Raw genomic sequence first — 22,410 nt, 5'->3', positions numbered from 1 at the left:
CTCAGCAGGTGGCCGGCTTGCGCCACGAGCACTCCAGGTCGCCGTCCCGCTCGGCTGCCGGGACGGCGCGCGTGGACTTCGGCACGACGGCCGTCGCCTCCTTGGACGTCGACTTCGCGAGCGTCACGACGACGGCGTCCTCCAGCGGTTTCACGGAGTCGACGAGGTAGTTGTTCTGGACGACGCTGTAGACGAGCAGCCGCCCGTCCGCGTCCTTCACGTAGCCCGAGAGCGCGGACGCACCCGTCAACGACCCGGTCTTTCCACGGGCGTTGAGGGCGGCGGGCGTGTCGCACATCCGGCTCCGCAGCGTCCCGCCGACGAACCGGTCCGGGTCACAGGCCACCGGCAGCGACTTGTACCAGTCCGCGTACCAGGGCTCGTCCTGTACGGAGAGAAGGAGGTCGGCGAGCTGCCGGGCGGCGAAGTTGTCCTTGCGCGACAGCCCGGACCCGTCGACCTGCCGCACCTTGGTGGCGTCGACCCCGGCGCCCTTCAGATAGCCGGCGATGGCGTCGATGCCGTCACCCCAACTCCCGGGCCTTCCGGTCTCCTTGTACCCCATGGCCTTGGTGAGGGACTCGGCGTGCATGTTGTTGGAGAGCTTCATGAACGGGATCAGCAGGTCCTTCAGCGGCATCGAGTCGTGCGCGGCGATCCGCTTCGCGTCCTTGGGCGTGGCCTGCCCCAGCTTGGTGGAACCGCCGACCTTCACCCCGTGCGCGGCGAGCGCGTCCCGGAACACGGCGGCCGCGTACCCGGTCGGCTCCCACACGGTCACCCACTCCTTGGTGGTGTCCCCGCCCACCGGCACGGTGCCGCTCACGGTGACGGTGTTGGTCCCGTGCTTCCGCTCGACGGCGACGGTGTCGTCTCCCCCGGCGCCGACGGTGGACGCCTTGAGGTCGATGTGCACGTAGTCGTTCTTCGGCGTGACGCTGACGGCGGGCCTGTCCCCGGCCTTCGCGCCGGGCTTCACCTCGACGATGACGGTCCCGGTGTCGTAGTCGGTGTCCGGGGCGACGCTGAGGGCCGAGATTTGCGCGGCGTAGTACGAGGACTCGTCGTCGCCGCCCCAGGTGTCGCCGATCCGGTGGTCGTCGAACCGGGTGTCGTCCGCGACGAGCCGCCCGCTCACCCGCTTCACTCCGGCCGCGGCGACGTCGGCGGCGAGCTTGTCGTAGTCGGCGGCGAGGGTGGTCGGGTCCCCGGTACCGCGCAGATACAGGTCCCCGTCGAGCACCCCGCCCCGCACCCGTCCGCCGGCGAGCACGTCCGTGCCGAACCGGTAGTCGGGGCCGAGGATTCCCATCGCGGCGGTGGACGTGGCCAGCTTCGTGTTGGAGGCGGGCATCAGCCGCCCGGTCGGATTGTGCTGGTACAGGGTCTCCCCGGTCTTCGCGTCGGCCACGACGACACTCGCCGCGCCGCCCTCCATCCGCGCGTCCCCGAGAATCGTGTCGATGGCCTCCGGCAGCCCGCTGGGGGTGGAATCGGCACCGGCGGGCGCTCCCCAGGACAGTCCGGCGGCGGCCACGACGAGGACAACGGGCCAGGCCCATCTACGAGTTGATCCCTCACGTCTACTCATGCCACAGGAGCATCCCGGATCTCTCCTCCCTTGGACAGACCGCGGGCCCCGAACACGACAAAGGCCCGGCTGTGTGAACAGCCGGGCCTGAATCGCATGGGATGCGGTGGTGGTGGAGATGGCGGGAATCGAACCCGCGTCCAACGGTGCAGCAGCAGGGCTTCTCCGTGTGCAGTTCGCTGCGATTTTCTCGGCCCCGGTGATCACGCGAACAAGTCGCCGACGGGCCCAGTCACTGTTTGATTTCCTTTTCCGCCCCGTGACCGGACGGAAAAGTTTAGTTCCCTAGATTATGCCAGGATCCGGGCCGGGAACACTCCCGGGCTGACACCCTTTAGGGTCCCTCACTCACTGCTTATTAGGCAGCGAGGGCGAAGGACTGGGAATCGCTCTTAGAATTGGCGATTATTGGTTGCGACATATGGTTAACGAGATCATTGCCGCTTCCTCGACACGCTTCCCCTGCTTCGACATCCGCTGTCGAAACCGATCATCCCCATGTTGTTTTTTCAAAGGTGGACCTTGCGGTCCGGCGTCCCTGCGGTGAGGAACAGTGCCATCGTACGTGACCAACGCACGTCGATGCCAGCGTATTCCTCAGGGTCGACGGGCGACGGGCGTCAGCCCATCCGCTCGTTGTTGCGCTGCCGCCGCTTCGCCGCAGCGATCGCCCGGTCCGAGTCCCGCCGGTCCTGCTTCTCGCGCAGCGTCTGCCGCTTGTCGTACTCCTTCTTGCCCTTGGCGAGCGCGATCTCGGCCTTCGCCCGGCCGTCCTTGAAGTAGATCGCCAGGGTCACGATCGTGTGACCGGTCTCCTCGGACTTCGACTCCAGCTTGTCGATCTCCTCGCGGTGCAGCAGCAGCTTGCGCTTGCGGCGCACCGCGTGGTTCGTCCAGGTGCCCTGGTTGTACTCGGGGATGTGGGCGTTGTGCAGCCACGCCTCGCCCCGGTCGATCTGGACGAAGGCGTCGGCGAGCGAGGTGCGGCCCTGCCGCAGCGACTTGACCTCGGTGCCGGTCAGCACGATGCCGGCCTCGTAGGTGTCCATGATCAGGTAGTCGTGGCGCGCCTTCTTGTTCTGCGCGACCATCTTGCGCTTGCCGTCCTTCTTCTCGGACGACGCCCCCTTGCCCTGCTTGGGCTGGGACTCCTTCGGTACATACATTGCCTTGGCCATAGTGCTGGCCATTTTCGCACTACGAGGGGGCCCCGAGGCCAGTCAATACTGTCTCCGCCCGCCGCAGGGTGTCCGTCCCGGCCTCGAGGTCGGGGGTGATGCCACGGCCGTCGACCGCGCGGCCCGAGGGGGTGCGGTAGTGCCCGACGGTGAGCTCCGCCACGGAGCCGTCGGGCAGTTGGCTCGGCATCTGGACCGAGCCCTTGCCGAAGGTCCTGGAGCCCACGACGACCGCGCGGCCGCGGTCCTGAAGGGCGCCGGTGAGCAGCTCGGCCGCGCTCATCGTCCCGCTGTCGACGAGCACGACCACCGGTCTGGACGTGTCGGCGCCTCGCTGTGCGTGCAGGGCCCGCTGCGCGCCGCGCACGTCGTACGTCGCCACGAGCCCGCCGTCGAGGAACGCGGAGGACGCCCTGACCGCTTCCGCGACCAGGCCGCCGGAGTTGCCCCTCAGGTCGAGCACGATGCCCGCGCGCGGGGAAGCCGCGCCGACCGCCGTGCGCACCTTGTCGCCGACGCCCTTGGTGAAGGCGGTCACCTTCACGAGCGTCGCGCCGTCGGGCAGCCGGGCCGAGGTGACGGAGTCGGTCGACAGGTTGGCGCGGCGCAGGGTCTCGCTCCACGCGCGCGTGCCGCGCTGCAGGCCTACGTGGACGGGCGTGCCCGCGTGCTTGCCCCGCAGGAGCGCGAGGACCTCGGTGACGGGGTGACCGGTGACCGGCTCGCCGTCGACCGCGGCGATCCGGTCGCCCTCGCGGATGCCGGCGCGCTGCGCGGGGGACCCCTGCCGGACCTTGGAGACCTGCACCCACCCGTCGGCGGTGCGGCGGGCCCGCAGGCCGATGCCGGTGTACTCGCCGTCGAGGGACTGCTCGAACTCCTCGTACTCGCCCTGCGAGTAGACGGAGCCCCAGCGGTCGCCGCTGCGGCTGACGGCGTCCTGGGCGGCCTTCTTGGGCGATTTCCCGTCGGCCATCGCCTCGGCCGCCGCGTCTCTCGGATCGGTCGGGCCCGCCATCGGCTTCTGGTGCGCGGCGACGAGCGAACTGTCCGTGCTCTCCGTGGGTTTGCGGTGCTCCCCCGGCCACGAGCCGGACGCGGCGCCCGCCGCGAGGACCGTCATGAAGATCAATGTCAGGGTCGCCCCGTGGCCGATGCGACGGGGCCTGGAGTACAGCTCCGGACCTGACATGTCGGTGAGTCTAGGACAACCAGGGGCGCCGTACGGGCCGTTGACCCGCACGGCGCCCCGTGGCGCGAAGGACTCTCGTCACACCTTCAGGTACTTGCGCAACGCGACGAACGCGGCAAGCGCCGGCATCAGCACGCTCACGGCGAGGATCAGCGGCAGCTTCGTCAACACTGAGTCCCAGCCGATGAAGTTGATGAGCTGCAGCTTGTCGGAGAGGGCCACTCCGTTGTCGATCACGAAGTACTGGCCGGCGGCGAGGAACACACAGGCGATGCCGCCGCCGATGAGCCCGGCGACCGCGGCCTCCATGATGAACGGCGCCTGGATGTAGAAGCCGGACGCGCCGACGAGCCGCATGATCCCGGTCTCGCGCCGGCGGCTGAACGCGGACACCCGGACGGTGTTCACGATCAGCAGCAGCGCGACGACGAGCATCACCACCATCACCGCGCCCGCCGCGTAGTTCAGGTAGCCGAGCAGCCGGAAGAGGTTGTCGAGCACGCCCTTCTGGTCCTGCACGGACTGCACACCGGGCCGCCCGTTGAACGCGGTCGCGATGACGTTGTACTTCTCCGGGTTCTTGAGCTTGATCCGGTACGACTCCTGGAGCTGGTCGGGCGTCAGCGAGCTGGCCAGCGGGGAGTCGCCGAACTGCTCCTTGTAGTGCTTGTACGCCTGGTCCTGCGACTCGTGCGCCACGGACTGGACGACGGGCAGCTTGTTGAGGTCGCTGAGGATCTCCTTCTTCTGCTCGGTCGTGACCGGCCCCTTGGCGCAGTTCGGGTCCGAGTCGGCGTCCCCCTTGTTGCACAGGAAGATCGAGACGTTGACCTTGTCGTACCAGTAGCCCTTCATCTGGTTGACCTGGTCGCTCATGAGCAGCGAGCCGCCGAACAGGGCGAGCGAGAGGGCAACCGAGATGATCACGGCGAAGGTCATCGTGAGGTTACGACGGAGACCTACGCCGATCTCCGACAGAACGAATTGGGCACGCATAGCGTCACTAACGCCTTTCGCAGCTTTCTTTTCTCGGTACTTCTCGCGGTTCTGCGGTTCTCAGTGCTGGTAGCCGTAGACACCGCGCGACTGGTCACGCACGAGGCGGCCGTGCTCCAGCTCGATGACGCGCTTGCGCATCTGGTCCACGATGTTCTGGTCGTGGGTGGCCATGATCACGGTGGTGCCCGTCCGGTTGATCCGGTCGAGCAGCTTCATGATGCCGACCGAGGTCTGCGGGTCGAGGTTTCCGGTCGGCTCGTCCGCGATCAGCAGCTTGGGCCGGTTGACGAAGGCACGTGCGATGGCGACGCGCTGCTGCTCACCACCGGAGAGCTCGCCGGGCATGCGGTCGTCCTTGCCGCCGAGGCCGACGAGGTCGAGGACCTGCGGCACGGACTTGCGGATCTCGCCGCGGGACTTGCCGATGACTTCCTGGGCGAAGGCGACGTTCTCGCCGACCGTCTTGTTGGGCAGGAGCCGGAAGTCCTGGAAGACCGTGCCGAGCTGGCGGCGGATCTGCGGGACCTTCCAGTTGGATACGCGGCCGAGGTCCTTGCCAAGGACGTGCACCTGGCCGTGGCTGGCGCGCTCCTCGCGCAGCACGAGGCGCAGGAACGTCGACTTGCCGGAGCCGGACGAGCCGACCAGGAAGACGAACTCGCCACGCTCGACCTCCAGGGAGACATCCCTGAGGGCGGGCCGGGTCTGCTTGGGATAGACCTTGGAGACGTTGTCGAATCGGATCACGGGTGCGCCTCGGTGCATCGGGGGGCGTCGGAGGTAGGTGTGCGTGACCATACGCGAACCCGCGCGCGGAGCGCAGGCGCCGTCCCCCGTTGAGCGTTTTGTCCCGCTGTGATGGCGCATACGGCGCCGGAATTGTCCGCCCCGTACCTGGTCAGGGACGGTACTTCCAGGGGGACGCGCCGAAATTCCGGGAAGCTGGCACAGTGGTAGGGGGAACGGTTGCGTTTCCCGGAGCGTTGAGCGGAGAGAACCCAGGGGTGCCCGGTGGCAAGCTCCGCCGCGCGGGAGGAGGAGAAGCGCATGACCTACGACCGATTGGTGTGCGCGAACTGCGCGGCCCCTGTGAGTGAGGGCCGCTGCCCGGTGTGCCGGGCGAATCGCGAGCGGCTCCAGCAGAACCCGCTGGCCGCGCTCAGCCCCATGGCCCTCATCGCCCTGGTGGCGGTGCTCGTGGCAGCGGTGGCGCTCCTCGCGCATCAGACGGTGTAGCCGCCGCACACAGACATGCGAAAGGGCCCGGAGCCGATCGGCTCCGGGCCCTTCGCGTGTGCGCAGTGCTACGCGGCGGCGCCGCCGCGGTTGTTCGCGAGGCGCGGCAGGAGTCGGAAGCCGACACCGCCCGCGATCATCGTGGCCGCCCCGATCACCAGGAACGTGGTGCCGGAGGAACCGGTCTCGGCGAGCTCGCCGCTGGCCTTGGCGTTGCCGGAGCCCGTGCCGGTCTGCTCGGCGGGAGCGGAGCCGGTGTCCTGAAGGCTGTCCTTGCCCTGACCCTGCTCGACGGGGTTGTTGTTGCCGTCGGGGGTGGTCTGGTCGCCACCGCCGGTGGACGAGCCACCGGTGCTGGAGCCGCCGCCCGTGGAGCTGTCGCCACCGGTCGTGGAGCCGCCGGTGGAGGAACCACCGGTGGACTGGTCGCCACCGTTGGAGCCGCCTCCGTGGCCACCACCGTTGGAGCCGCCACCGTGGCCACCACCGTTGGAGCCGCCACCGTGGCCGCCACCGTTGCCGTTGCCACCGGTGGAGTCGTCGCCGCCGTTCGTGGCGCCGCCGTTGCCGTTGCCGCCGGTGTTGCCCTCGGTGACACCCGCGACGCCACCGTTGGTGTTGCCCTCGGTCACGCCGGCGACGCCACCGTTGGTGTTGCCCTCGGTCACACCGGCGACGCCGTTGCCCGGGTCCTCGTCCTCGGGCGGGTCCTCGTCCTCACCCTTGGTGGGCCAGCAAATAAGGCCGAGCGGGCCGCAGGTCTCGCCGCTCTTCGCGTCGACGGTGGCGGCGGATGCCGCACCCGCGGCGGTCAGCGAGGCACCGGCCGCGATCACCGCACCGGCCGCTATCCGCGCAACGCGGATCCGCGTCTTCTTGGTCATCAGTCTGCTACCCCCAGTAGCCAATCGTCAGTGGAGCAGCGCCAGGGACCGCGTTCAACCGGAGACAACAGAGGCCTCGTTCACCCCTCCCCCGTTCACACGCGTCCCACTAATACGCATGCCGCGCGCAAGCCTTTCCACTTTCGAGATCAACGTCAAGGGCGTTGCGCACGCTATGTCCACAATTGGGCGAGTTGACCGCCATACAGACATGTGACTGTGACGTAAATGCCGAGCCAGTCTTCACAAGTACCGCACAATTGGAGGCGAGTTCGGGACAAACAAAAGGCAACTGCCGCTCACCGAACGGCAGTTGCCTTTAATTCGTTGAATCCCGGAGTTACTTCTCCTGCTGCTTGCGCCAGCGAATTCCGGCCTCGATGAAGCCGTCGATCTCGCCATCGAGAACGGCCTGCGGATTGCCGACCTCGAACTCGGTCCGCAGGTCCTTCACCATCTGGTACGGGTGCAGGACGTACGAACGCATCTGGTTGCCCCAGGAGCTGCCGCCGTCGCCCTTGAGCGCGTCCATCTTGGCGCGCTCCTCCTGGCGCTGGCGCTCGAGGAGCTTGGCCTGCAGAACGTTCATGGCCGTGGCCTTGTTCTGGATCTGCGAGCGCTCGTTCTGACAGGACACCACGATGCCGGTGGGGATGTGGGTCAGGCGGACCGCGGAGTCCGTCGTGTTCACGCCCTGGCCGCCGGGGCCCGAGGAGCGGTAGACGTCCACGCGCAGGTCCGACTCGTCGATCTCGACGTGGTCGGTCTGCTCAACCACGGGGAGCACCTCGACGCCCGCGAAGGACGTCTGGCGGCGGCCCTGGTTGTCGAACGGCGAGATGCGCACCAGGCGGTGCGTGCCCTGCTCGACGGAGAGCGTCCCGTACGCGTACGGGACCTTGACGGCGAAGGTGGTCGACTTGATGCCGGCCTCTTCCGCGTACGAGGTCTCGTAGATCTCCGTCTTGTACCCGTGCCGCTCCGCATAGCGCAGGTACATGCGCTGGAGCTGCTCGGCGAAGTCGGCGGCGTCGACACCGCCGGCCTCCGCGCGGATGTTCACAAGCGCCTCGCGGGAGTCGTACTCGCCGGAGAGCAGCGTGCGGACCTCCATCTCGTCCAGCGCCTTCTTCACGGCCGTGAGCTCGGACTCGGCCTCGGCACGGGTGTCCGGGTCGTCCTCCTCCTCGGCCATCTCGAAGAGGACCGAGAGGTCGTCGATACGACCGCGCAGCGCCTCGGCCTTGCGCACCTCCGCCTGGAGGTGGCTCAGCTTGCTGGTGATCTTCTGCGCCGCCTCCGGGTCGTCCCACAGGGACGGCGCGGCCGCCTGCTCCTCGAGCACGGCGATATCTGCCCTCAGCTTGTCGAGGTCCAGGACGGCCTCGATCGACTCCATGGTCGAGGAGAGGGACTTCAGCTCTTCGGATACATCGACGACTGCCACAGGACAAGCGTAAGGGGTGGCGCAAGTGATCGGTGTCGGCCGCCCCCAGTGCCTGCTCTACGGCTGAGTGGGCGCGGAATTGTTGCTGTCCGCGGGGGGTGCCTCGTCGGACCCCGATGACGTGGCCGCCCATACGCCGCCACCGACCGCGGCCGCCAGGACGAGCCCGGCCACTCCGAGCGTGATCCGTCTGCGGGCCCGTCGAGGCGGCGAGTGCCGGTTGCGGGCCGAGCCGGGCCGGGGCGAACCGTGGGCGCGGGGGGCGCGGGCCGTGCCGCGGGCGCCGCCGGCCAGCTCGTCGGGCGCCGGGACCCTCATCGACGTATGGGTGTCGCGGTTGGAGTCCTTGGGCGCGGAGCCGGGGATCAGGGAGACGGCGCCGCGGCGGGGCCGCTCCGGGGGATCCTGCGGCGCGTCGGCCCGCGGCTCCGGTTCCTCGGGGGCGGGCTCCGTCTCCGGCTCGTCCACGTCGAGCGGGGGCAGGCCCGTGAGCATCGGCTGGATCTCGCGCAGGCGCGTGGCCAGCTCGGAGGCCCTGAGGCGGGAGGCCGGGGCCTTGGCGAGGCACTGGATGAGCAACTGCCACAGCTCGTCGGGGATGCCAGGAAGCGGGACCACCGTCTCCGTGACGTGCCGGCGCAGGATCGCCCCGGGGTGGCCGCCGCCGAACGGCGTGAAGCCGGCGAGGAGTTCGTACAGGACCGTCGCGAGCGCGTAGATGTCGACGGCCGCGCGCGCGGGCAGGCCCTCGATGACCTCGGGGGCGAGGTAGTCCGGCGTTCCGATGACCCTCGACGCGTGGGGCCTGCTCTGGGCCGAAGGCCCCTGGGGGAGCGTGCGGCGCGGGGTGTCGATCAGCTTGGCGATGCCGAAGTCGGTGAGCAGCGCGGGGTGCGAGCCGCCGGGGCCGAGCTCGCCCTGCATGTCGAGCAGTACGTTCTCCGGCTTGACGTCGCGGTGCACGATGCCCGCGGCGTGCGCGGCGGCGAGGCCCTCCGCGATGTCCGCGGCGACGGCGACCGCGGCCTCGGGCGGCATCCTGCGCTCGCGGTCGAGCCGCGTGCGCAGGTCCGTGCCGCGTACGAGGTCCATGACGAGCGCCAGGTCGTTCCCGTCGACCACCATGTCGCGCACGCCCACCACGCGCGCGTGGTCGAGGCTCAGCAGGGCGGTGCGCTCCTGGACGAAGCGGCCGACCAGTTCCTGGTCGGCGGCGAGGTCCTCGCGCAGCAGTTTGATGGCGACCGGACCCTCGGGTCCCTCACCCAGCCACACCGTGCCCGCACTGCCGCGCCCCAGGATCTGGTGTGCGGTGTACCGGCTGCCGATCTTCCGTGCCAAGGCTGCTCCTACAGACGCGTGTTGGCGCCCAAGCTACGCGGCTCGGACGCCAACCTACGCATCAGAGGGGGAATTCACCCGCTGGGTGTCGACAAATCTCCAACGTCACCGACTAGTTGCCGGTTTTGCTCCCCAGGTCGCCGATCCAGCCGGACACCGTGGAGAACCAGTCGGAGAGCTGGGCCCAGTAGCCCTTGCCGGTGCCGATCCAGTCCTGGAGCGGAGTGAACTCCCAGACCAGCCAGCTCACCACGAAGAGCATCACGATCATGAACAGGCAGCCCTTGAGGCAGCCGAGGCCCGGGATCCTCATCCGGTTGGGGCTGCGGCGGCGCGGCTCGCGCGGCTCCGGTGCCGGGCGCGGGGCCTGGCGGGGCGGCTGCTGCGGCGGCGCGTACTGCTGGGGCTGCTGCTGCGGCTGCCGGGGCGCGTACTGCTGCGGCTGGTGCTGCTGCGGTTGCTGCGGGCGCGCGACCTGGCGCTGCGGACGGCGGCGCAGCGGGTCCTCGTTGGGGTTGAGGTACTGGACCTGCGTCTGCTCGTTGCGGTCGCGGGCCGCGCGCAGCTGGTCGCCCCAGGCGTCGGGCATCTGCTGCGGCGGGCCCTGCGGCATCGGCGGCATGACGGCCGTCGGGTCGGCGGCGTCGGCGTTCTGGCCGCCCTGACCGCCCTGGCCTCCGCCCTGCTGGTTCATGACGCTGGTGGCCGCGTTCGGGTCGTACGCCCCCGCCGCCGCGGCACCGGCAGCGGCTCCCGCCGCCCCCGCGAGGCCCGCTGCCGCCGCATTGTTCGGCAGAACCTGCGTCGGGTCCGCGTCCGAGGTGCCGGGGGTGCCCGGGACCTGGGCCGGGGTCGGGTCCGGCATCAGGAGCGCGCCGACGCCCTCGGCCGCGGCGATCTGCGCGCTGTTCGCGTGCACGCCGATGCCCTCGGCGACGGTGCGCAGGCCGCGCGCGAGGTTCTCCGCGCTCGGCCGTTCGTCCGGGTTCTTGCGCAGGCAGCGCTCGATGACCGTCCACAGCGGGTCCGGGACCGTCGACGGACGGCGCGGTTCGGCGCTGAGGTGCTGGTGCAGGACTTCGAGCGCCGAGCCGCCGGAGAACGGCGGCCGGCCCGTGACCAGTTCGTACAGCAGGATGCCCGCGCCGTAGACGTCGACGGCGCTGGTCTGCGGGCGGCCCTCGGCGGACTCGGGCGCCACGTAGGCGGGCGTGCCGACGAACTCGTGGGTGCGGGTCAGGCCCGGGGAGTCGGCGAGGCGGGCGATGCCGAAGTCGGTGAGCATCGGGTACATCTCGGCGCCGTCCTGCTTGAGCAGGACGTTCGCCGGCTTGAGGTCACGGTGCACGACCCCGTCCGCGTGCGAGGCGGCGAGCGCGTCGGCGATCTGGGCGGTCAGGAGCGCGGCGCCGACCGGTGAGAACGGTCCGTTCTCACGGAGGTAGCGGTGCAGGTCGGGGCCCTCGACGAGGTCCATCACCAGGGCGAGCAGCTCGCCCTCGACGACCAGGTCGCGCGTACGCACGATGTTCGGGTGGGTGAGCCGCAGCAGGACGGAGCGCTCCCTGAGGAAGCGCATCACCACGTCCGCGTCGTTGGCGAGCTCCTCCTTGAGGACCTTGATCGCGACGGTCTCGCCGGGCTGCCCGGCGACAGCCGCCTCCGCGCCCGCCGTCTCGCGCTGGCGGGCTCGCCAGACGGTGCCCGTGGCGCCGCGTCCCAGCGGCTCCTCGAGCAGGTACTTGCTGCCTACCGGCCGCACGTCATGCGCTCCCTGCATCGGTACTTGCTTGCGTCACCTGGTTCCGAGTGTTCCGACCCACTCTAGTGGCGGATTCCCCGGTACCGACTGTCGATCTTCTGTGGCTTTCCGTTCGGGTCGGCACCCGCCGACCCACCCTGGTACGGCCCCGGACCTACCCGTGTTCGACGGAAAGACGCACGGCTGGGGCCATTGGTTGCCGAGGGGCGACGTGACCGATCTCAAGCGGGCAACGAGCAGGCACTTTTACGGGCAGAGCCGACCAATCAAGATCACTTACGGGTGGCTGGCGGGCGTGTTGTCAGCGGCAAGTGCAAGGATGCCTCCAGCACTGGCTGACGTGCCCGTGGCGGTGGGGGGAATCTGCGGTGGGGGACCGCGGCGCCAGCCCCTCTGTTCCCGGGCGCCCGCGCAGAAGGGACCGCAGGCGGCGATGCAGATCCGGCTTACCGTCGTAGACCCCCTGGGCACGCGCCCCGACATGCTCGCACGTGGTGACGACACACTCGCGCGCGGTGTCGACGTGCTGGTCACGGCGCCCGCGGGCACCGCGCTGGCGGCGGTCGCCACCGGCCTGGCCACGGCCGTCGCGGGCGGTGAGGCGGCGTCCACGACCTTGTACGCGGGCACGGAGCGGCTCGACGCGCAGCGCTGCGTCATCGGCGAGCCCCCGCTCATCGACGGCGCGGTGATCGCGCTCGGCGCCCCCGTGGACCCGGGCCCCGAGCCGGACGACGCGGCGGCCCAGCTGCACGTGGTGGCGGGTCCCGACGCGGGCGGCGTCCATCTGCTGCACGGCGGGCAGATCCGCATCGGCCGCTCCGCCGACGCGGACGTCTCCCTCGACGACCCGGACGTGTCACGCCTGCACTGCGCGGTGACCCTCGGCGCCGACGGCCGGATCTCGGTGGAGGACCTGGAGTCGACGAACGGGACGTCGGTGGACGGCCGCCCCCTCGACTCCCGCCCCGTCCGCCTGTCCCCCGGTTCGCTGGTGCGCCTCGGCGAATCGGCGCTGCGGGTCTCCGTCGCGGGTGACGCCGCCCGCCCCAGGCCGCTGCGGACGGCGCCGGACGGAGAGGGGCACGTACGCGTGCTCTTCGCCGAGAAGCCGGTGGACGCGCCCGCGCAGGCCCCCGCCACCGACCCCGACCAGGAGACCCGGCACGCGTACGGGGACTCCGCCTGGGGCGCCGCGAGCGATGCCGCTCAAGAGGGCGCCCGGCCGCTGGTGGTCGAGCCGGAGCCGACCGAGGAGGCGGGCGGCACGCGCGTGGGCACCCCCGCGCGCGGCACCTCGCTGCCGAGCGCCCCGCGCAAGCGGGGCGGCCTGTCGCGGCTGCTGCGGCGCGGCAAGCGCGACGAGCGCGACGGCTTCGACGACCAACAGCACGAGATCCACGAGCCGCACGTACTGCGCACCCCACAGCGCTCCGAACCCGCGATGACCCCTGAGGCCCCCGCGTACGAGGAGGAGCCCCGGTCCGTCGCGGCCACCGCCGAGACCTGGCCCGACGCCGCCGCGCTGCTGCTCACCGCGCTCGGCCCCGGGCCACGCCTGTGGGAGCGCGGTTCCGGCCACCCGGAGGCGCTCGCGGTGCGGCTCGGCAGCGTCGACCGGCCGGGCCCCGGCGGAGTGGGGCTGCTGCCCGCGGTGCCGGTCACCGTGGGCCTCGCCGAGGCCGGAGCCCTGGGGCTCGCGGGGCCGCGCGCGCGGCTCGCGGGCCTGGCGCGCTGCGCCGTCGCGCAGCTCGCGACGCTGCACGCGCCGGAGCGCCTGGAGCTCGTCCTGATCTCGACCGACCGCGCGCGCTCCCTGGAGGAGCGGGTCGCCGACTGGTCCTGGCTCGGCTGGCTCCCCCAGGTGCGGCCCGCCCACGGCCAGGACTGCCGGCTGCTGCTCGCGTACGACCGGGAGCAGGCGGCGGCGCGTACGAACGAGTTGCTGCGCCGCCTCGACGACCACGCGGCGGGGCTCAGGCCCTCCGCGCAGGCGCCCGGCGAGCCCGTCGCCGCCACGGTCGTCGTGATCGACGGCGACCCCGGAAGCGCCTCACTGCGGGAGGCCACGGTGCGGCTCGCCTCCGAGGGGGCCGCGGCCGGGATCCACGTCGTGTGCCTGGCCGAGGCGCCCGCCGCGTCGCCCGCTTCACCGGCCACACAGAGCTACGAGGCGGCCTGCGCGCAGAGCCCGGCGTTCCGCGCGTGCGGGGCGGTGGCGCTGCTCAGCGGTGATGTGGCGACGACGCTGCGGTTGCACCGGGCGGCGCAGGGACAGCTCGTCGGGCACGGGACGGTCGGCACGGCCGACGCCGTGTCGCTCGCCTGGGCGGAGCGGTTCGCGCGGGCACTCGCCCCGTTGCGCACGGACGCGGCGGGCGGATCCGTGGACCGACCGGGCGCGCGCGTATCCGCGCCGCTGCCCCAATCCTCCCGCCTCCTCGACGAGTTGGGGCTCGCGCGTGCCACGCCCGCGTCCCTCATGGCGCGTTGGGCGGCGGCCGGGGACGATCCGGAGTCGCTCGGCGGGCGGGTGTGGGCGGTGCTCGGGGCCGGCCCGCGCGGCCCGCTGACCGTGGACCTGGCCGCCGAAGGGCCGCATCTGCTGGTCGAGGGGCCCGCGGGCAGCGGCCGTACGGAGCTGCTGCGTTCGGTCGCCGCGTCGCTCGCCGCGGCCGAGCGTCCGGACCGACTCGGGATGGTGCTGGTCGACGGTACGCCGGGAGGGGAGCGCGGGGAGCGCGCGGAGGGGCTGCGGGTCTGCACGGACCTGCCACACGTCACGACGCACCTCGCCGCCAACGACCCTGTACTGATGCGGGAGTTCGCCCAGGCGCTGAGCACCGAGCTGAAGCGGCGGGCCGAGCTCATAGGGCGTACGCACTTCTCCGAGTGGCACACGCAGCGGGCCGTGTCGGGACGGGTCGTGTCCCAGCGCGGGGCGCCGTCCGCGGAGAGCGCCGGGGACGTGGACGTGCCGCCGAGTTCGACGATGCGGCTCCGCCCCGGGGCCACGCGGGAGCGGGCCGAGGCCGGTCCGCCGCTGCCGCGGCTCGTGGTGGTCGTGGACGACCTGGACGCGTTGCTCTCGCCGCCGCTCGGCTCCCCGGGACGGCCGGCCGCGGGGTCGGTCGTGCGGGCGTTGGAGGCCGTGGTGCGGGACGGGGAGCGGCTCGGGGTGCACCTCGTCGCGGCGTTCGCCTCCGGCGGGGCCGGGGGGTGGGCGGCCCGGCCGCGGGTCGTGCTCGACGCGCCGGGGACCGGGAGCGAGGATCCGTCGCCGGGGCGCGGGGTGTTGCACGGGGCGGACGGGCGTGACGTGGAAGTGCAGGCGGGGCGGGTGACCGGGCGCATCCCCCGTACGGCGACGCAGCGGCCCACCGTGGTGGCGCTGGAGTGGGCCCGCATGGGCGACCCGCCGGACCGCCGCCCGGTCCGCGAACTGGGCAACGGGCCAACGGACTTGGCGCTCCTTGCCAGCGCCCTCGAACGCGCGGCCCGCTCCGTCGCGGCCCGCGAGGTCCCGTCGCTGCTTTAGCCATCTCAAGCCCCTGCGGCGATTGAGCAGCGGGGTATGGGGCAGAGCCCCAAGCCCAGCCCCGGCTACCGGCCCCCGCTCCCGGGGCTCCGCCCCGGACCCCGCTGCCTCTCGTTCAAAGGCGGGGCTAGATATAGCTCAATCGCCGCAGGGGCTTAATTGGCCGCACCGCCCCGGCAGGGTGTACGCATCACGACCCCGTCACGATCACCCGGTTTACAGCACTGGCACCCTTGCCGGTTCTCCCTGGCCGGGCGTAGACCAGTCCGCACGGGAAGCGCTCAGTACGTACGTTCAGCGTTCAGGACGAGAACGGGGCAGTGATGAGCAGGACTCTTCGTAAACGCATACCCCTCCGCAACGCCCTCGTGGGCATCGCCATCGGTTCCCTCGCGCTCACGCTCACCGCCTGTGGAGGCGGTGACGACAACGGCAAGGGCGGCGGGGGCGGCACCAAGACGCCCGCGTCCTCGGTCAAGTTGCCGAAGCTGAACGGCAAGTCGCTGGAGATCGCCGCCGTGTGGACCGGTGACGAGCAGAAGAACTTCAAGCAGGTGCTCGCGGAGTTCGAGAAGCGGACGGGCGCCAAGGTGACGTTCGTCCCCGCCCAGGACCCGATCATCAACTTCCTCGGCTCGAAGGTCGCCGGCGGCGCCCCGCCGGACATCGCGATGCTGCCGCAGCCCGGCGCCATCAAGCAGGCCGTCGACAAGAAGTGGGCCAAGCCGCTGGGCAAGGACGCCCAGGCGCAGCTGACGAAGAACTACTCGCAGGGCTGGCAGGACCTCGGCAAGGTCGGCGGCAAGCAGTACGGCGCGTACTACAAGGCGGCCAACAAGTCCCTGGTCTGGTACAACGCCAAGGTCTTCGAGAACGCGGCCGCCAAGGAGCCGAAGACCTGGAAGGAACTCCTCTCCACCTCGCAGGCGATCTACGACTCCGGTGTCACGCCGTTCTCCGTCGGCGGGGCCGACGGCTGGCCGCTGACCGACTGGTTCGAGAACATCTATCTGTCACAGGCGGGCCCCGAGAAGTACGACCAGCTCGCCAAGCACGAGATCAAGTGGACCGACCCGTCCGTGAAGGACGCGCTCACCACCCTCGCCCAGCTGTGGGGCAAGAAGGACTTCCTCGCCGGCGGCAACAAGGGAGCCGTGCAGACCGAGTTCACGAAGTCGGTCGAGCAGACCTTCACCGGCGGCGAGCAGCCCAAGGGCGCCATGGTCTACGAGGGCGACTTCGCGCAGGTCAACATCCAGCAGACGAAGGCGAAGGTCGGCACGGACGCGAAGGTGTTCCCGTTCCCCGCGGTCGGCTCCGGTGACAAGCCGGTGGTCAGTGGCGGTGACGCCGCGGTGATCCTCAAGGACTCGCCGGCGGCGCAGGCCCTGGTGACGTGGCTGGCCTCGCCGGAGGCGGCGACCATCCAGGCCAAGCTGGGCGGCTACCTCTCGCCCAACAAGAACGTGGACCTGGCCTCGTACCCGAACGACGTGCAGCGCGAGATCGCCAAGGCACTCGTGGGCGCCGGGGACGACTTCCGCTTCGACATGTCGGACCAGATGCCGCAGGCCTTCGGCGGTACGCCCGGCAAGGGCGAGTGGAAGGCGTTGCAGGACTTCCTGATGAACCCCAAGGACATCGCGGGCACCCAGCAGACCCTGGAGGCCGAAGCGGCCAAGGCGTTCAAGGACTGACGCGGCGATGACATCCGCCACAGGCGGCGCCGCCCCGGATCCCGGGGCGGCCGCCGCAACGCCACCACGTAACCGTAAGAGCGTCACCGGCACCCGCAAGTCCGTCGCCGGGCTCTTCCTGCTGCCCGCGCTGATCCTGCTCGGCGCCCTGGTCGTGTATCCGATCGGGTACTCGGTCATCCGCAGCTTCTTCAACGCCTCGGGCGGCTCGTTCATCGGGTTCGACAACTACGAGACGCTGTTCACGCGCGAGGACACCAAGGCCGCGATCAACAACAACATCTGGTGGGTGGTGCTCGCCCCGACGGTCGCCACGGCGCTCGGCCTGATCTTCGCCGTGCTCACCGAGCGGATCCGCTGGGCCACCGCGTTCAAGCTGGTGGTCTTCATGCCGATGGCCATCTCGATGCTGGCCGCGGGCATCATCTTCCGGCTCGTCTACGACCAGGACCCGGACAAGGGCGCGGTGAACGCGGTCATGGTCGGGGTGCACGACACGTTCGCCGACTCCTCCGCGTTCCCGAAGGCGCATCCGCGCGGTCCGGACACGCTCACCGGGAAGAGCGGCGGCCCGTTCCTCACGAAGGACCCGGTGAAGGCCGGAACTCCCGTACTGCTCCCGCTGGTCGGCGTCGCCGCCGACCAGATGCCCAAGGACGCCAAACCCGCGAAGCAGCCCGCCACGGGGAAGGCCGGGGTCACCGGCACGGTGTGGCAGGACTTCACCCTCGGCAAGGGCGCGGGCAAGCGGGACCAGATCGACGGAACCGAGGACGGCTACCCCGGCATGCGCGTCGAAGCCGTCAAGAACGGCAAGGTCGTGGCCTCCACGACGGCCAGGGCCGACGGCACCTTCGCGCTCCCCGCCTCGGCCGACGGCTCCCAACTCCGGCTGCCCGCGGCCAACTTCAAGGAGCCGTACAACGGCGTCGACTGGCTCGGCGACAAGAAGTACTTCACGATCCACCTCGGCGGCTTCGACCTGTACCTCAACATCGTGACGACCTCGATCATGGTCGCGTACGTGTGGATGTGGGCCGGGTTCGCGATGGTGCTCATCGGGGCGGGCCTCGCCGGCATCCCCCGCGAACTCCTCGAAGCCGCCCGCGTGGACGGCGCCTCCGAGTGGCAGGTGTTCCGCCGGGTCACGGTGCCGCTCCTGGCGCCCGTGCTCGCGGTCGTCCTCGTCACGCTGATGATCAACGTACTGAAGATCTTCGACCTGATCTTCATCATCGCGCCGGGCTCCTCGCAGGACGACGCCAACGTGCTGGCCCTCCAGCTGTACCGCTCGGCGTTCAGTGAGGACAACGAGGGCCTGGCCAGCGCGATCGCCGTGCTGCTCCTGCTGCTCGTGATCCCGGTGATGTGGTTCAACATGCGGCGGCTGCGGCGGGAGGTACGGCGATGACCATCCTCGACGAGACCGTCAAGGCCCCGCGCTCGCTCGCGCGCCGGATCGGTGACAGGCTCAGCGGCGGCTTCGTGCAGTTCGTGCTACTGCTGGTCGGCGCGCTGTGGCTGGTGCCAACGATCGGCCTGCTGTTCTCCTCGCTGCGCTCCCCGGAGGACATGGCGGACAGCGGCTGGTGGACGGTGTTCAGCAAACCGGCGCAGCTGACCTTCGAGAGCTACAGCAGCCTCCTGGAGAACTCGGACATCACGCGTTCCCTGGTCAACACGGCCCTGATCACGGTGCCCGCGACCCTGCTCGTGATCGTGATCGGCTCGCTGGCCGGCTACGCGTTCGCGTGGATGGAGTTCCCGGGCCGCGACTGGTGGTTCCTGATCGTGGTCGGGCTGCTCGTGGTTCCCGTGCAGGTCGCGCTCGTGCCGATCGCCCGCCTCTTCGGCGACATCGGCATCTTCGGCTCGATCCTCGGCGTGATCCTCTTCCATGTCGGGTTCGGGCTGCCGTTCGCGGTGTTCCTGCTGCGGAACTTCTTCGCGGAGATCCCGCGCGAACTCCTGGAGGCGGCCCGGCTGGACGGCTCGGGCGAACTGCGGCTGTTCCTGCGGGTGGTGATGCCGCTCGGCGCTCCCGCGATCGCCTCGCTCGGCATCTTCCAGTTCCTGTGGGTGTGGAACGACATGCTGGTCGCGCTGATCTTCACGGACACCGACAGCCAGCCGATCACGGTCGCGCTCCAGACCCAGGTACGGCAGTTCGGCAACAACGTCGATGTGCTCGGGCCCGGAGCGTTCATCTCGATGGTGGTCCCGCTGGCCGTGTTCTTCGCGTTCCAGCGGCAGTTCGTGTCGGGCGTGATGGCGGGAGCCGTCAAGTAACGCGTGGTGCAACCGGGATTTATTGGGTGCGAAGGCCTTTCGTTCCCTCCCGTCCACCACGTGGACACCCGCTGCGCCTACCCAGAGCTGATGGCCTCCCGGGCCCTGCGGACCAGCGCGTCGCCGCGGGGCCCGCACCCACGTCATCCGTACTGGAGCTGACATGCAGCACGAGTCCCACACCGCGCCCGCCGAGCTGCCGCGCCCGGCCGCGCTCGACGACGTCAAAGGCTGGTTCCACAACATCGACCAGGTGCTCTTCGACTGGTTCCTGAGCCGGCAGCGCGCGCTCGGCCAGGGCGGGGATCTCCTCGAACTCGGCGTCTACCTGGGCAAGAGCGCCATCTTCATGGGGCAGTACCTGGAGGAGAAGGAGACCTTCACCGTCTGCGACCTGTTCGACTCGCCCGCGGGCGACCTGGCGAACGACAAGGAGATGAACAAGTCCTACAGCACCCTCACGCGAACCGCTTTCGAGGCCAACTACCGAGCGTTCCATGACGAGTTGCCCGAGGTGGTGCAGGGCCCCTCGCACGTGATCACGTCCGTGGTCGCCCCCGCCAGCTGCCGCTTCGTGCATGTCGACGCCTCGCATCTGTACGAGCACGTGCACGGCGACATCGAGGCGTCCCGCGAACTCCTCGGCGAGGACGGCATCGTCGTGCTCGACGACTTCCGCGCCGAGCACTGTCCGGGCGTCGCGGCCGCGACGTGGGGCGCCGTCGCCACGACGGGGCTCAAGCCGCTGTGCATCACGGCGACCAAGTTCTACGGGACGTGGGGCGCGTTCGAGCCGGTGCGCTCCGAGCTCGGCGCGATGCTCGCGGAGCGCAAGGACTTCTGGCACGGCGCGGAGGAGGTCGCCGGGCACTCGATGATCCGCATCGACGGCAAGAAGGCGAAGCGCCCGGCCCAGCCGGTGTCGCGCCACAAGCCGGCCGCGTCGCCCGTACCCACGCAGGCCCCGCGCCCGAAGAGCCGGCTGCGCTCACTGCTCGGCCGCTAGGACCCTTCTGACGGGTCTTGCTGGAGTCGCGGCGCCGAATGATCCGGCCCACCGTTTCCAGCATGATCCGCCAGAAGGTCACCGATCCGCCCGCGGTCGCAGCGCGGGCCTGGCGGGCCCTCGTGCTCGTACAGGCGCAGCCACACGCTGTGCGGGACGACCTCGCGCCGTTGTACGAACCCCCGGTCGGCCACCCCCCACACCCGGTCCAGGCACGCCATGCGCGCGGCGATCCCGGTGGGCGCGGCCTCCGTTCCGTCCAGGGTGCCGGTACGGGCCCCGGACTCGGCGGGGGACCAGGAGGACATGCGGTGATCTTGTAGTACAGATCCGGTTCCGGAGCGGGCCCGGTGTCGCGCCGCGCGAACGTCACCCGTTCCGTGTCCGCCCGCGGCCCCGCGCTCACCCGCACGGCCCACGAAAGGCGGGGCGGACCGCGCCCGCGGGGCACACAGTCCCCATGCCGTACATGACGACCACCGCACTCGCCCGGGGAGCGGCGCGCGGCGCGACGGCGCTGCGCGGCGGCCAGTTCTGGCGCCCGACCCCGTTCTTCGTCTTCGGCGGCCTGTTCTGGCTGCTGCTGACGCTCGCGTACTGGTGGGTGCCGATGGCCTACGACTACGGGCTGCACGCGGCGGTGATCGAACGCCTGAAGGTGAGCCTGCCGCACCCGCGCCACCCGCTGGTCGACCTGCCGGGCGCGGGCAGCTGGTACGTCATCTCCCCGTACGCGATGGCGGAGGGCGCCTTCGCGCGGGCGACGGGGCTGACGGGCTGGGAGGTCATGAAGCTCGCGGGCCCCGCCAACCTGCTGGTCCTGCTGACGGGCCTGAACCGCTTCGTCCGCGCCCTCACACCCCGTCAATGGGCCCCGGTCCTGGCCCTGTTGACGCTGACGCTCCTGTGGGGAACGAGCACGGACTGGCGGACCGAACCGCTCGCGCTGCGCTCCCTGATGATCGACCTCGGCTACCCGTCGACGTTCGCGATCGGGCTCGCCCTCTGGGTGTGGGCGGGCGCGTGGCGGCTGCGGCGGGAGGGCGCGCGCTGGGCCGTGGCGGGGGTCGCGGCGGTCGGCCTGGTGTGGCTGTGGCCGGACTCGGACCCCGCGCCCGCCCACGTCCCGTGGCTCGCGCTGATCGGCCTCCCGCCGCTGTGGTTGCGCTTCCGGCGCGACCGCAAGGACCCGCTCGCCGTCCTGTGCGCGGCAGGCATCACGAGCCTCGCGTACGCGGCACTGCTGCACCCCTCCGCGTACGGCGCGGCCCTGGTCCTCACGGTGATGCCGCTCCAGCTCGCCCTGGCGATCGCCCTCGCGGCGCCCCGGCCGTGGCCACGCCGGCGCCGGGTGCTCGGCGCGCTGGCGGCGACCGGTGCGGCCCTCGGCTTCCTGGCCACGGCCCTCGACCCGCCGCCGAGCTGGCCCTCGTACACCTGGGCGGCGCAGCACATCCCGCCCGGCGACGTGGTCCTCACCAGCGGCTACCGGCCGACCCGCGCGCTGCCGGGCTACGGTCCGACGCTGGTCGCGCCCGCCCGCCCCGACCCGGTCGTCGACAGGGCCGACTGGGACCGGCGCCGGGCGGCGGTGCGCGCCTACCTCTCCCCCGCGTCCACCCGCGCCGAACGGCAGACGATCGCCGACCGCTACCGCGTCCGCTGGCTGCTGCTCGACCGGGGCGAGCGACTGCCGCCGGAGGCGGTGCTCATGGCGTGGAACCCGCGCACGGGCGAGGCCCTCGCCCGGGTCAACGGCGGCTCACCGAGGCGCGGTTGAGGGGAGGCGGGACGGGTCCTACTCGACGACGAGCTGTACGTCGATGTTGCCGCGCGTGGCGTTCGAGTACGGGCACACCTGGTGCGCCTGCTCGACCAGCTTGCGGCCGGTCCCGGCGTCGACCGACTCGGGCAGCTCGACGCGGAGCACGACGGCGAGCCCGAAGCCCTCGCCCTGCTTGCCGATGGAGACCTCGGCGGTGACGGCGGCGTCGGCGACGTCCACCTTGGCGTTACGCCCGACGAGCCCGAGCGCGCTGCCGAAGCAGGCCGCGTAACCGGCGGCGAAGAGCTGCTCCGGGTTGGAGCCCTGGCCGTTGCCGCCCATCTCCGTGGGCACGCCGAGCTGGAGGTCGATCACGCCGTCCGAGGAGACGGCGCGCCCGTCGCGGCCGTGGGTGGCGGTGGCGACAGCGGTGTAGATGGCGTCCATGGGGAGGACCTGCCTCTCGATTCCGTGAATGACTTCGT

18 protein-coding genes and 1 other RNA gene are annotated in these 22,410 nt (G+C 70.9%); 7 read left to right on the top strand and 12 right to left on the bottom strand.

The annotated features are described in order from the left end of the window. Window position 1: 1 nt before the first annotated feature. From dacB to ftsE, 6 genes are all read right to left on the bottom strand, one after another. Window positions 2-1,591 carry a D-alanyl-D-alanine carboxypeptidase/D-alanyl-D-alanine endopeptidase gene (gene dacB / locus ACP4E5_RS27365; protein ID WP_425833127.1) on the bottom strand — a complete coding sequence of 530 codons (1,590 nt, stop codon included), beginning with the start codon at window positions 1,589-1,591 and terminating at the stop codon, window positions 2-4. A gap of 110 nt (window positions 1,592-1,701) precedes the next feature. Next, window positions 1,702-2,089: a transfer-messenger RNA gene (ssrA, locus tag ACP4E5_RS27360) on the bottom strand. 122 nt (window positions 2,090-2,211) lie between these two features. Continuing rightward, window positions 2,212-2,757, bottom strand: a complete 546-nt coding sequence (gene smpB / locus ACP4E5_RS27355) for an SsrA-binding protein SmpB (RefSeq protein ID WP_425841682.1) — start codon at window positions 2,755-2,757, stop codon at window positions 2,212-2,214. Window positions 2,758-2,788: 31 nt separating this feature from the next. Next, window positions 2,789-3,961 (bottom strand): S41 family peptidase, encoded by a 1,173-nt coding sequence (locus ACP4E5_RS27350; protein ID WP_425833125.1) that lies wholly within the window; start codon window positions 3,959-3,961, stop codon window positions 2,789-2,791. Window positions 3,962-4,039: 78 nt separating this feature from the next. After that, window positions 4,040-4,957 carry a permease-like cell division protein FtsX gene (ftsX, locus tag ACP4E5_RS27345; RefSeq protein WP_425833123.1) on the bottom strand — a complete coding sequence of 306 codons (918 nt, stop codon included), beginning with the start codon at window positions 4,955-4,957 and terminating at the stop codon, window positions 4,040-4,042. A gap of 60 nt (window positions 4,958-5,017) precedes the next feature. After that, window positions 5,018-5,707 carry a cell division ATP-binding protein FtsE gene (gene ftsE / locus ACP4E5_RS27340; protein ID WP_266710884.1) on the bottom strand — a complete coding sequence of 230 codons (690 nt, stop codon included), beginning with the start codon at window positions 5,705-5,707 and terminating at the stop codon, window positions 5,018-5,020. Between the two features lie 300 nt (window positions 5,708-6,007). Here ftsE and ACP4E5_RS27335 point away from each other — a divergent pair, with 300 nt between their 5' ends. Further along, window positions 6,008-6,196 carry a hypothetical protein gene (locus tag ACP4E5_RS27335; RefSeq protein ID WP_425833121.1) on the top strand — a complete coding sequence of 63 codons (189 nt, stop codon included), beginning with the start codon at window positions 6,008-6,010 and terminating at the stop codon, window positions 6,194-6,196. Between the two features lie 68 nt (window positions 6,197-6,264). Here the strand turns inward: ACP4E5_RS27335 and ACP4E5_RS27330 are convergent, their stop codons facing one another. The 4 genes from ACP4E5_RS27330 to ACP4E5_RS27315 form a co-directional block, all read right to left on the bottom strand. Beyond that, window positions 6,265-7,080: a hypothetical protein gene (locus ACP4E5_RS27330; protein ID WP_425833119.1), complete on the bottom strand. Its 816-nt coding sequence runs from the start codon at window positions 7,078-7,080 to the stop codon at window positions 6,265-6,267. Between the two features lie 340 nt (window positions 7,081-7,420). Then, complete coding sequence (gene prfB, locus ACP4E5_RS27325; protein WP_425833117.1) at window positions 7,421-8,527, bottom strand: peptide chain release factor 2; 1,107 nt, start codon at window positions 8,525-8,527, stop codon at window positions 7,421-7,423. Window positions 8,528-8,584: 57 nt separating this feature from the next. Beyond that, entirely contained in the window at window positions 8,585-9,868 is a 1,284-nt protein-coding gene (locus ACP4E5_RS27320; protein WP_425833115.1) for a serine/threonine-protein kinase, read from the bottom strand. Window positions 9,869-9,980: 112 nt separating this feature from the next. Beyond that, window positions 9,981-11,630: a serine/threonine-protein kinase gene (locus ACP4E5_RS27315; RefSeq protein WP_425833113.1), complete on the bottom strand. Its 1,650-nt coding sequence runs from the start codon at window positions 11,628-11,630 to the stop codon at window positions 9,981-9,983. A 433-nt stretch (window positions 11,631-12,063) separates the two neighbouring features. Between ACP4E5_RS27315 and ACP4E5_RS27310 the strand changes: the two genes are divergently transcribed. The 5 genes from ACP4E5_RS27310 to ACP4E5_RS27290 all read left to right on the top strand — a co-directional run bounded on the left by ACP4E5_RS27310 (window position 12,064) and on the right by ACP4E5_RS27290 (window position 20,160). After that, entirely contained in the window at window positions 12,064-15,168 is a 3,105-nt protein-coding gene (locus ACP4E5_RS27310) for an FHA domain-containing protein (RefSeq protein WP_425833111.1), read from the top strand. 323 nt (window positions 15,169-15,491) lie between these two features. After that, entirely contained in the window at window positions 15,492-16,865 is a 1,374-nt protein-coding gene (locus ACP4E5_RS27305; protein WP_425833109.1) for an ABC transporter substrate-binding protein, read from the top strand. Window positions 16,866-16,872: 7 nt separating this feature from the next. Beyond that, on the top strand, window positions 16,873-18,276 hold the full coding sequence (locus tag ACP4E5_RS27300; protein WP_425833107.1) for a carbohydrate ABC transporter permease: 1,404 nt from the start codon (window positions 16,873-16,875) through the stop codon (window positions 18,274-18,276). Continuing rightward, window positions 18,273-19,154, top strand: a complete 882-nt coding sequence (locus tag ACP4E5_RS27295; protein WP_425833105.1) for a carbohydrate ABC transporter permease — start codon at window positions 18,273-18,275, stop codon at window positions 19,152-19,154. Before ACP4E5_RS27300 ends, ACP4E5_RS27295 begins: the two co-directional genes overlap by 4 nt. 163 nt (window positions 19,155-19,317) lie before the next feature. After that, window positions 19,318-20,160, top strand: a complete 843-nt coding sequence (locus ACP4E5_RS27290; protein ID WP_425833103.1) for a class I SAM-dependent methyltransferase — start codon at window positions 19,318-19,320, stop codon at window positions 20,158-20,160. On the opposite strand, the gene ACP4E5_RS27285 is transcribed toward ACP4E5_RS27290, so the two are convergent. Continuing rightward, window positions 20,157-20,468 (bottom strand): hypothetical protein, encoded by a 312-nt coding sequence (locus tag ACP4E5_RS27285; protein WP_425833101.1) that lies wholly within the window; start codon window positions 20,466-20,468, stop codon window positions 20,157-20,159. The two genes, ACP4E5_RS27290 and ACP4E5_RS27285, sit on opposite strands and share 4 nt — an antisense overlap. 161 nt (window positions 20,469-20,629) lie before the next feature. Here ACP4E5_RS27285 and ACP4E5_RS27280 point away from each other — a divergent pair, with 161 nt between their 5' ends. Next, window positions 20,630-21,940 carry a hypothetical protein gene (locus tag ACP4E5_RS27280; RefSeq protein ID WP_425833099.1) on the top strand — a complete coding sequence of 437 codons (1,311 nt, stop codon included), beginning with the start codon at window positions 20,630-20,632 and terminating at the stop codon, window positions 21,938-21,940. A gap of 18 nt (window positions 21,941-21,958) precedes the next feature. On the opposite strand, the gene ACP4E5_RS27275 is transcribed toward ACP4E5_RS27280, so the two are convergent. Then, window positions 21,959-22,372, bottom strand: coding sequence for an organic hydroperoxide resistance protein (locus tag ACP4E5_RS27275; protein ID WP_425833097.1), 414 nt, complete (start codon window positions 22,370-22,372; stop codon window positions 21,959-21,961). Window positions 22,373-22,410 lie beyond the last annotated feature (38 nt).

It is taken from the genome of Streptomyces fractus, from assembly GCF_049844455.1.
GTDB classification, from domain to species: domain Bacteria; phylum Actinomycetota; class Actinomycetes; order Streptomycetales; family Streptomycetaceae; genus Streptomyces; species Streptomyces fractus.
This window is presented reverse-complemented; position numbering and strand designations above follow the sequence as displayed.

Excerpts from the sequence above, each read along its gene's own strand:
- dacB (WP_425833127.1), bottom strand. The coding sequence starts at position 1,591 with ATGAGTAGACGTGAGGGATCAACTCGTAGATGGGCCTGGCCCGTTGTC.
- smpB (WP_425841682.1), bottom strand. The coding sequence starts at position 2,757 with ATGTATGTACCGAAGGAGTCCCAGCCCAAGCAGGGCAAGGGGGCGTCG.
- ACP4E5_RS27350 (WP_425833125.1), bottom strand. The coding sequence starts at position 3,961 with ATGTCAGGTCCGGAGCTGTACTCCAGGCCCCGTCGCATCGGCCACGGG.
- ftsX (WP_425833123.1), bottom strand. The coding sequence starts at position 4,957 with ATGCGTGCCCAATTCGTTCTGTCGGAGATCGGCGTAGGTCTCCGTCGT.
- ACP4E5_RS27335 (WP_425833121.1), top strand. The coding sequence starts at position 6,008 with ATGACCTACGACCGATTGGTGTGCGCGAACTGCGCGGCCCCTGTGAGT.
- ACP4E5_RS27330 (WP_425833119.1), bottom strand. The coding sequence starts at position 7,080 with ATGACCAAGAAGACGCGGATCCGCGTTGCGCGGATAGCGGCCGGTGCG.
- ACP4E5_RS27310 (WP_425833111.1), top strand. The coding sequence starts at position 12,064 with ATGCAGATCCGGCTTACCGTCGTAGACCCCCTGGGCACGCGCCCCGAC.
- ACP4E5_RS27305 (WP_425833109.1), top strand. The coding sequence starts at position 15,492 with ATGAGCAGGACTCTTCGTAAACGCATACCCCTCCGCAACGCCCTCGTG.
- ACP4E5_RS27300 (WP_425833107.1), top strand. The coding sequence starts at position 16,873 with ATGACATCCGCCACAGGCGGCGCCGCCCCGGATCCCGGGGCGGCCGCC.
- ACP4E5_RS27295 (WP_425833105.1), top strand. The coding sequence starts at position 18,273 with ATGACCATCCTCGACGAGACCGTCAAGGCCCCGCGCTCGCTCGCGCGC.
- ACP4E5_RS27290 (WP_425833103.1), top strand. The coding sequence starts at position 19,318 with ATGCAGCACGAGTCCCACACCGCGCCCGCCGAGCTGCCGCGCCCGGCC.
- ACP4E5_RS27285 (WP_425833101.1), bottom strand. The coding sequence starts at position 20,468 with ATGTCCTCCTGGTCCCCCGCCGAGTCCGGGGCCCGTACCGGCACCCTG.
- ACP4E5_RS27280 (WP_425833099.1), top strand. The coding sequence starts at position 20,630 with ATGACGACCACCGCACTCGCCCGGGGAGCGGCGCGCGGCGCGACGGCG.
- ACP4E5_RS27275 (WP_425833097.1), bottom strand. The coding sequence starts at position 22,372 with ATGGACGCCATCTACACCGCTGTCGCCACCGCCACCCACGGCCGCGAC.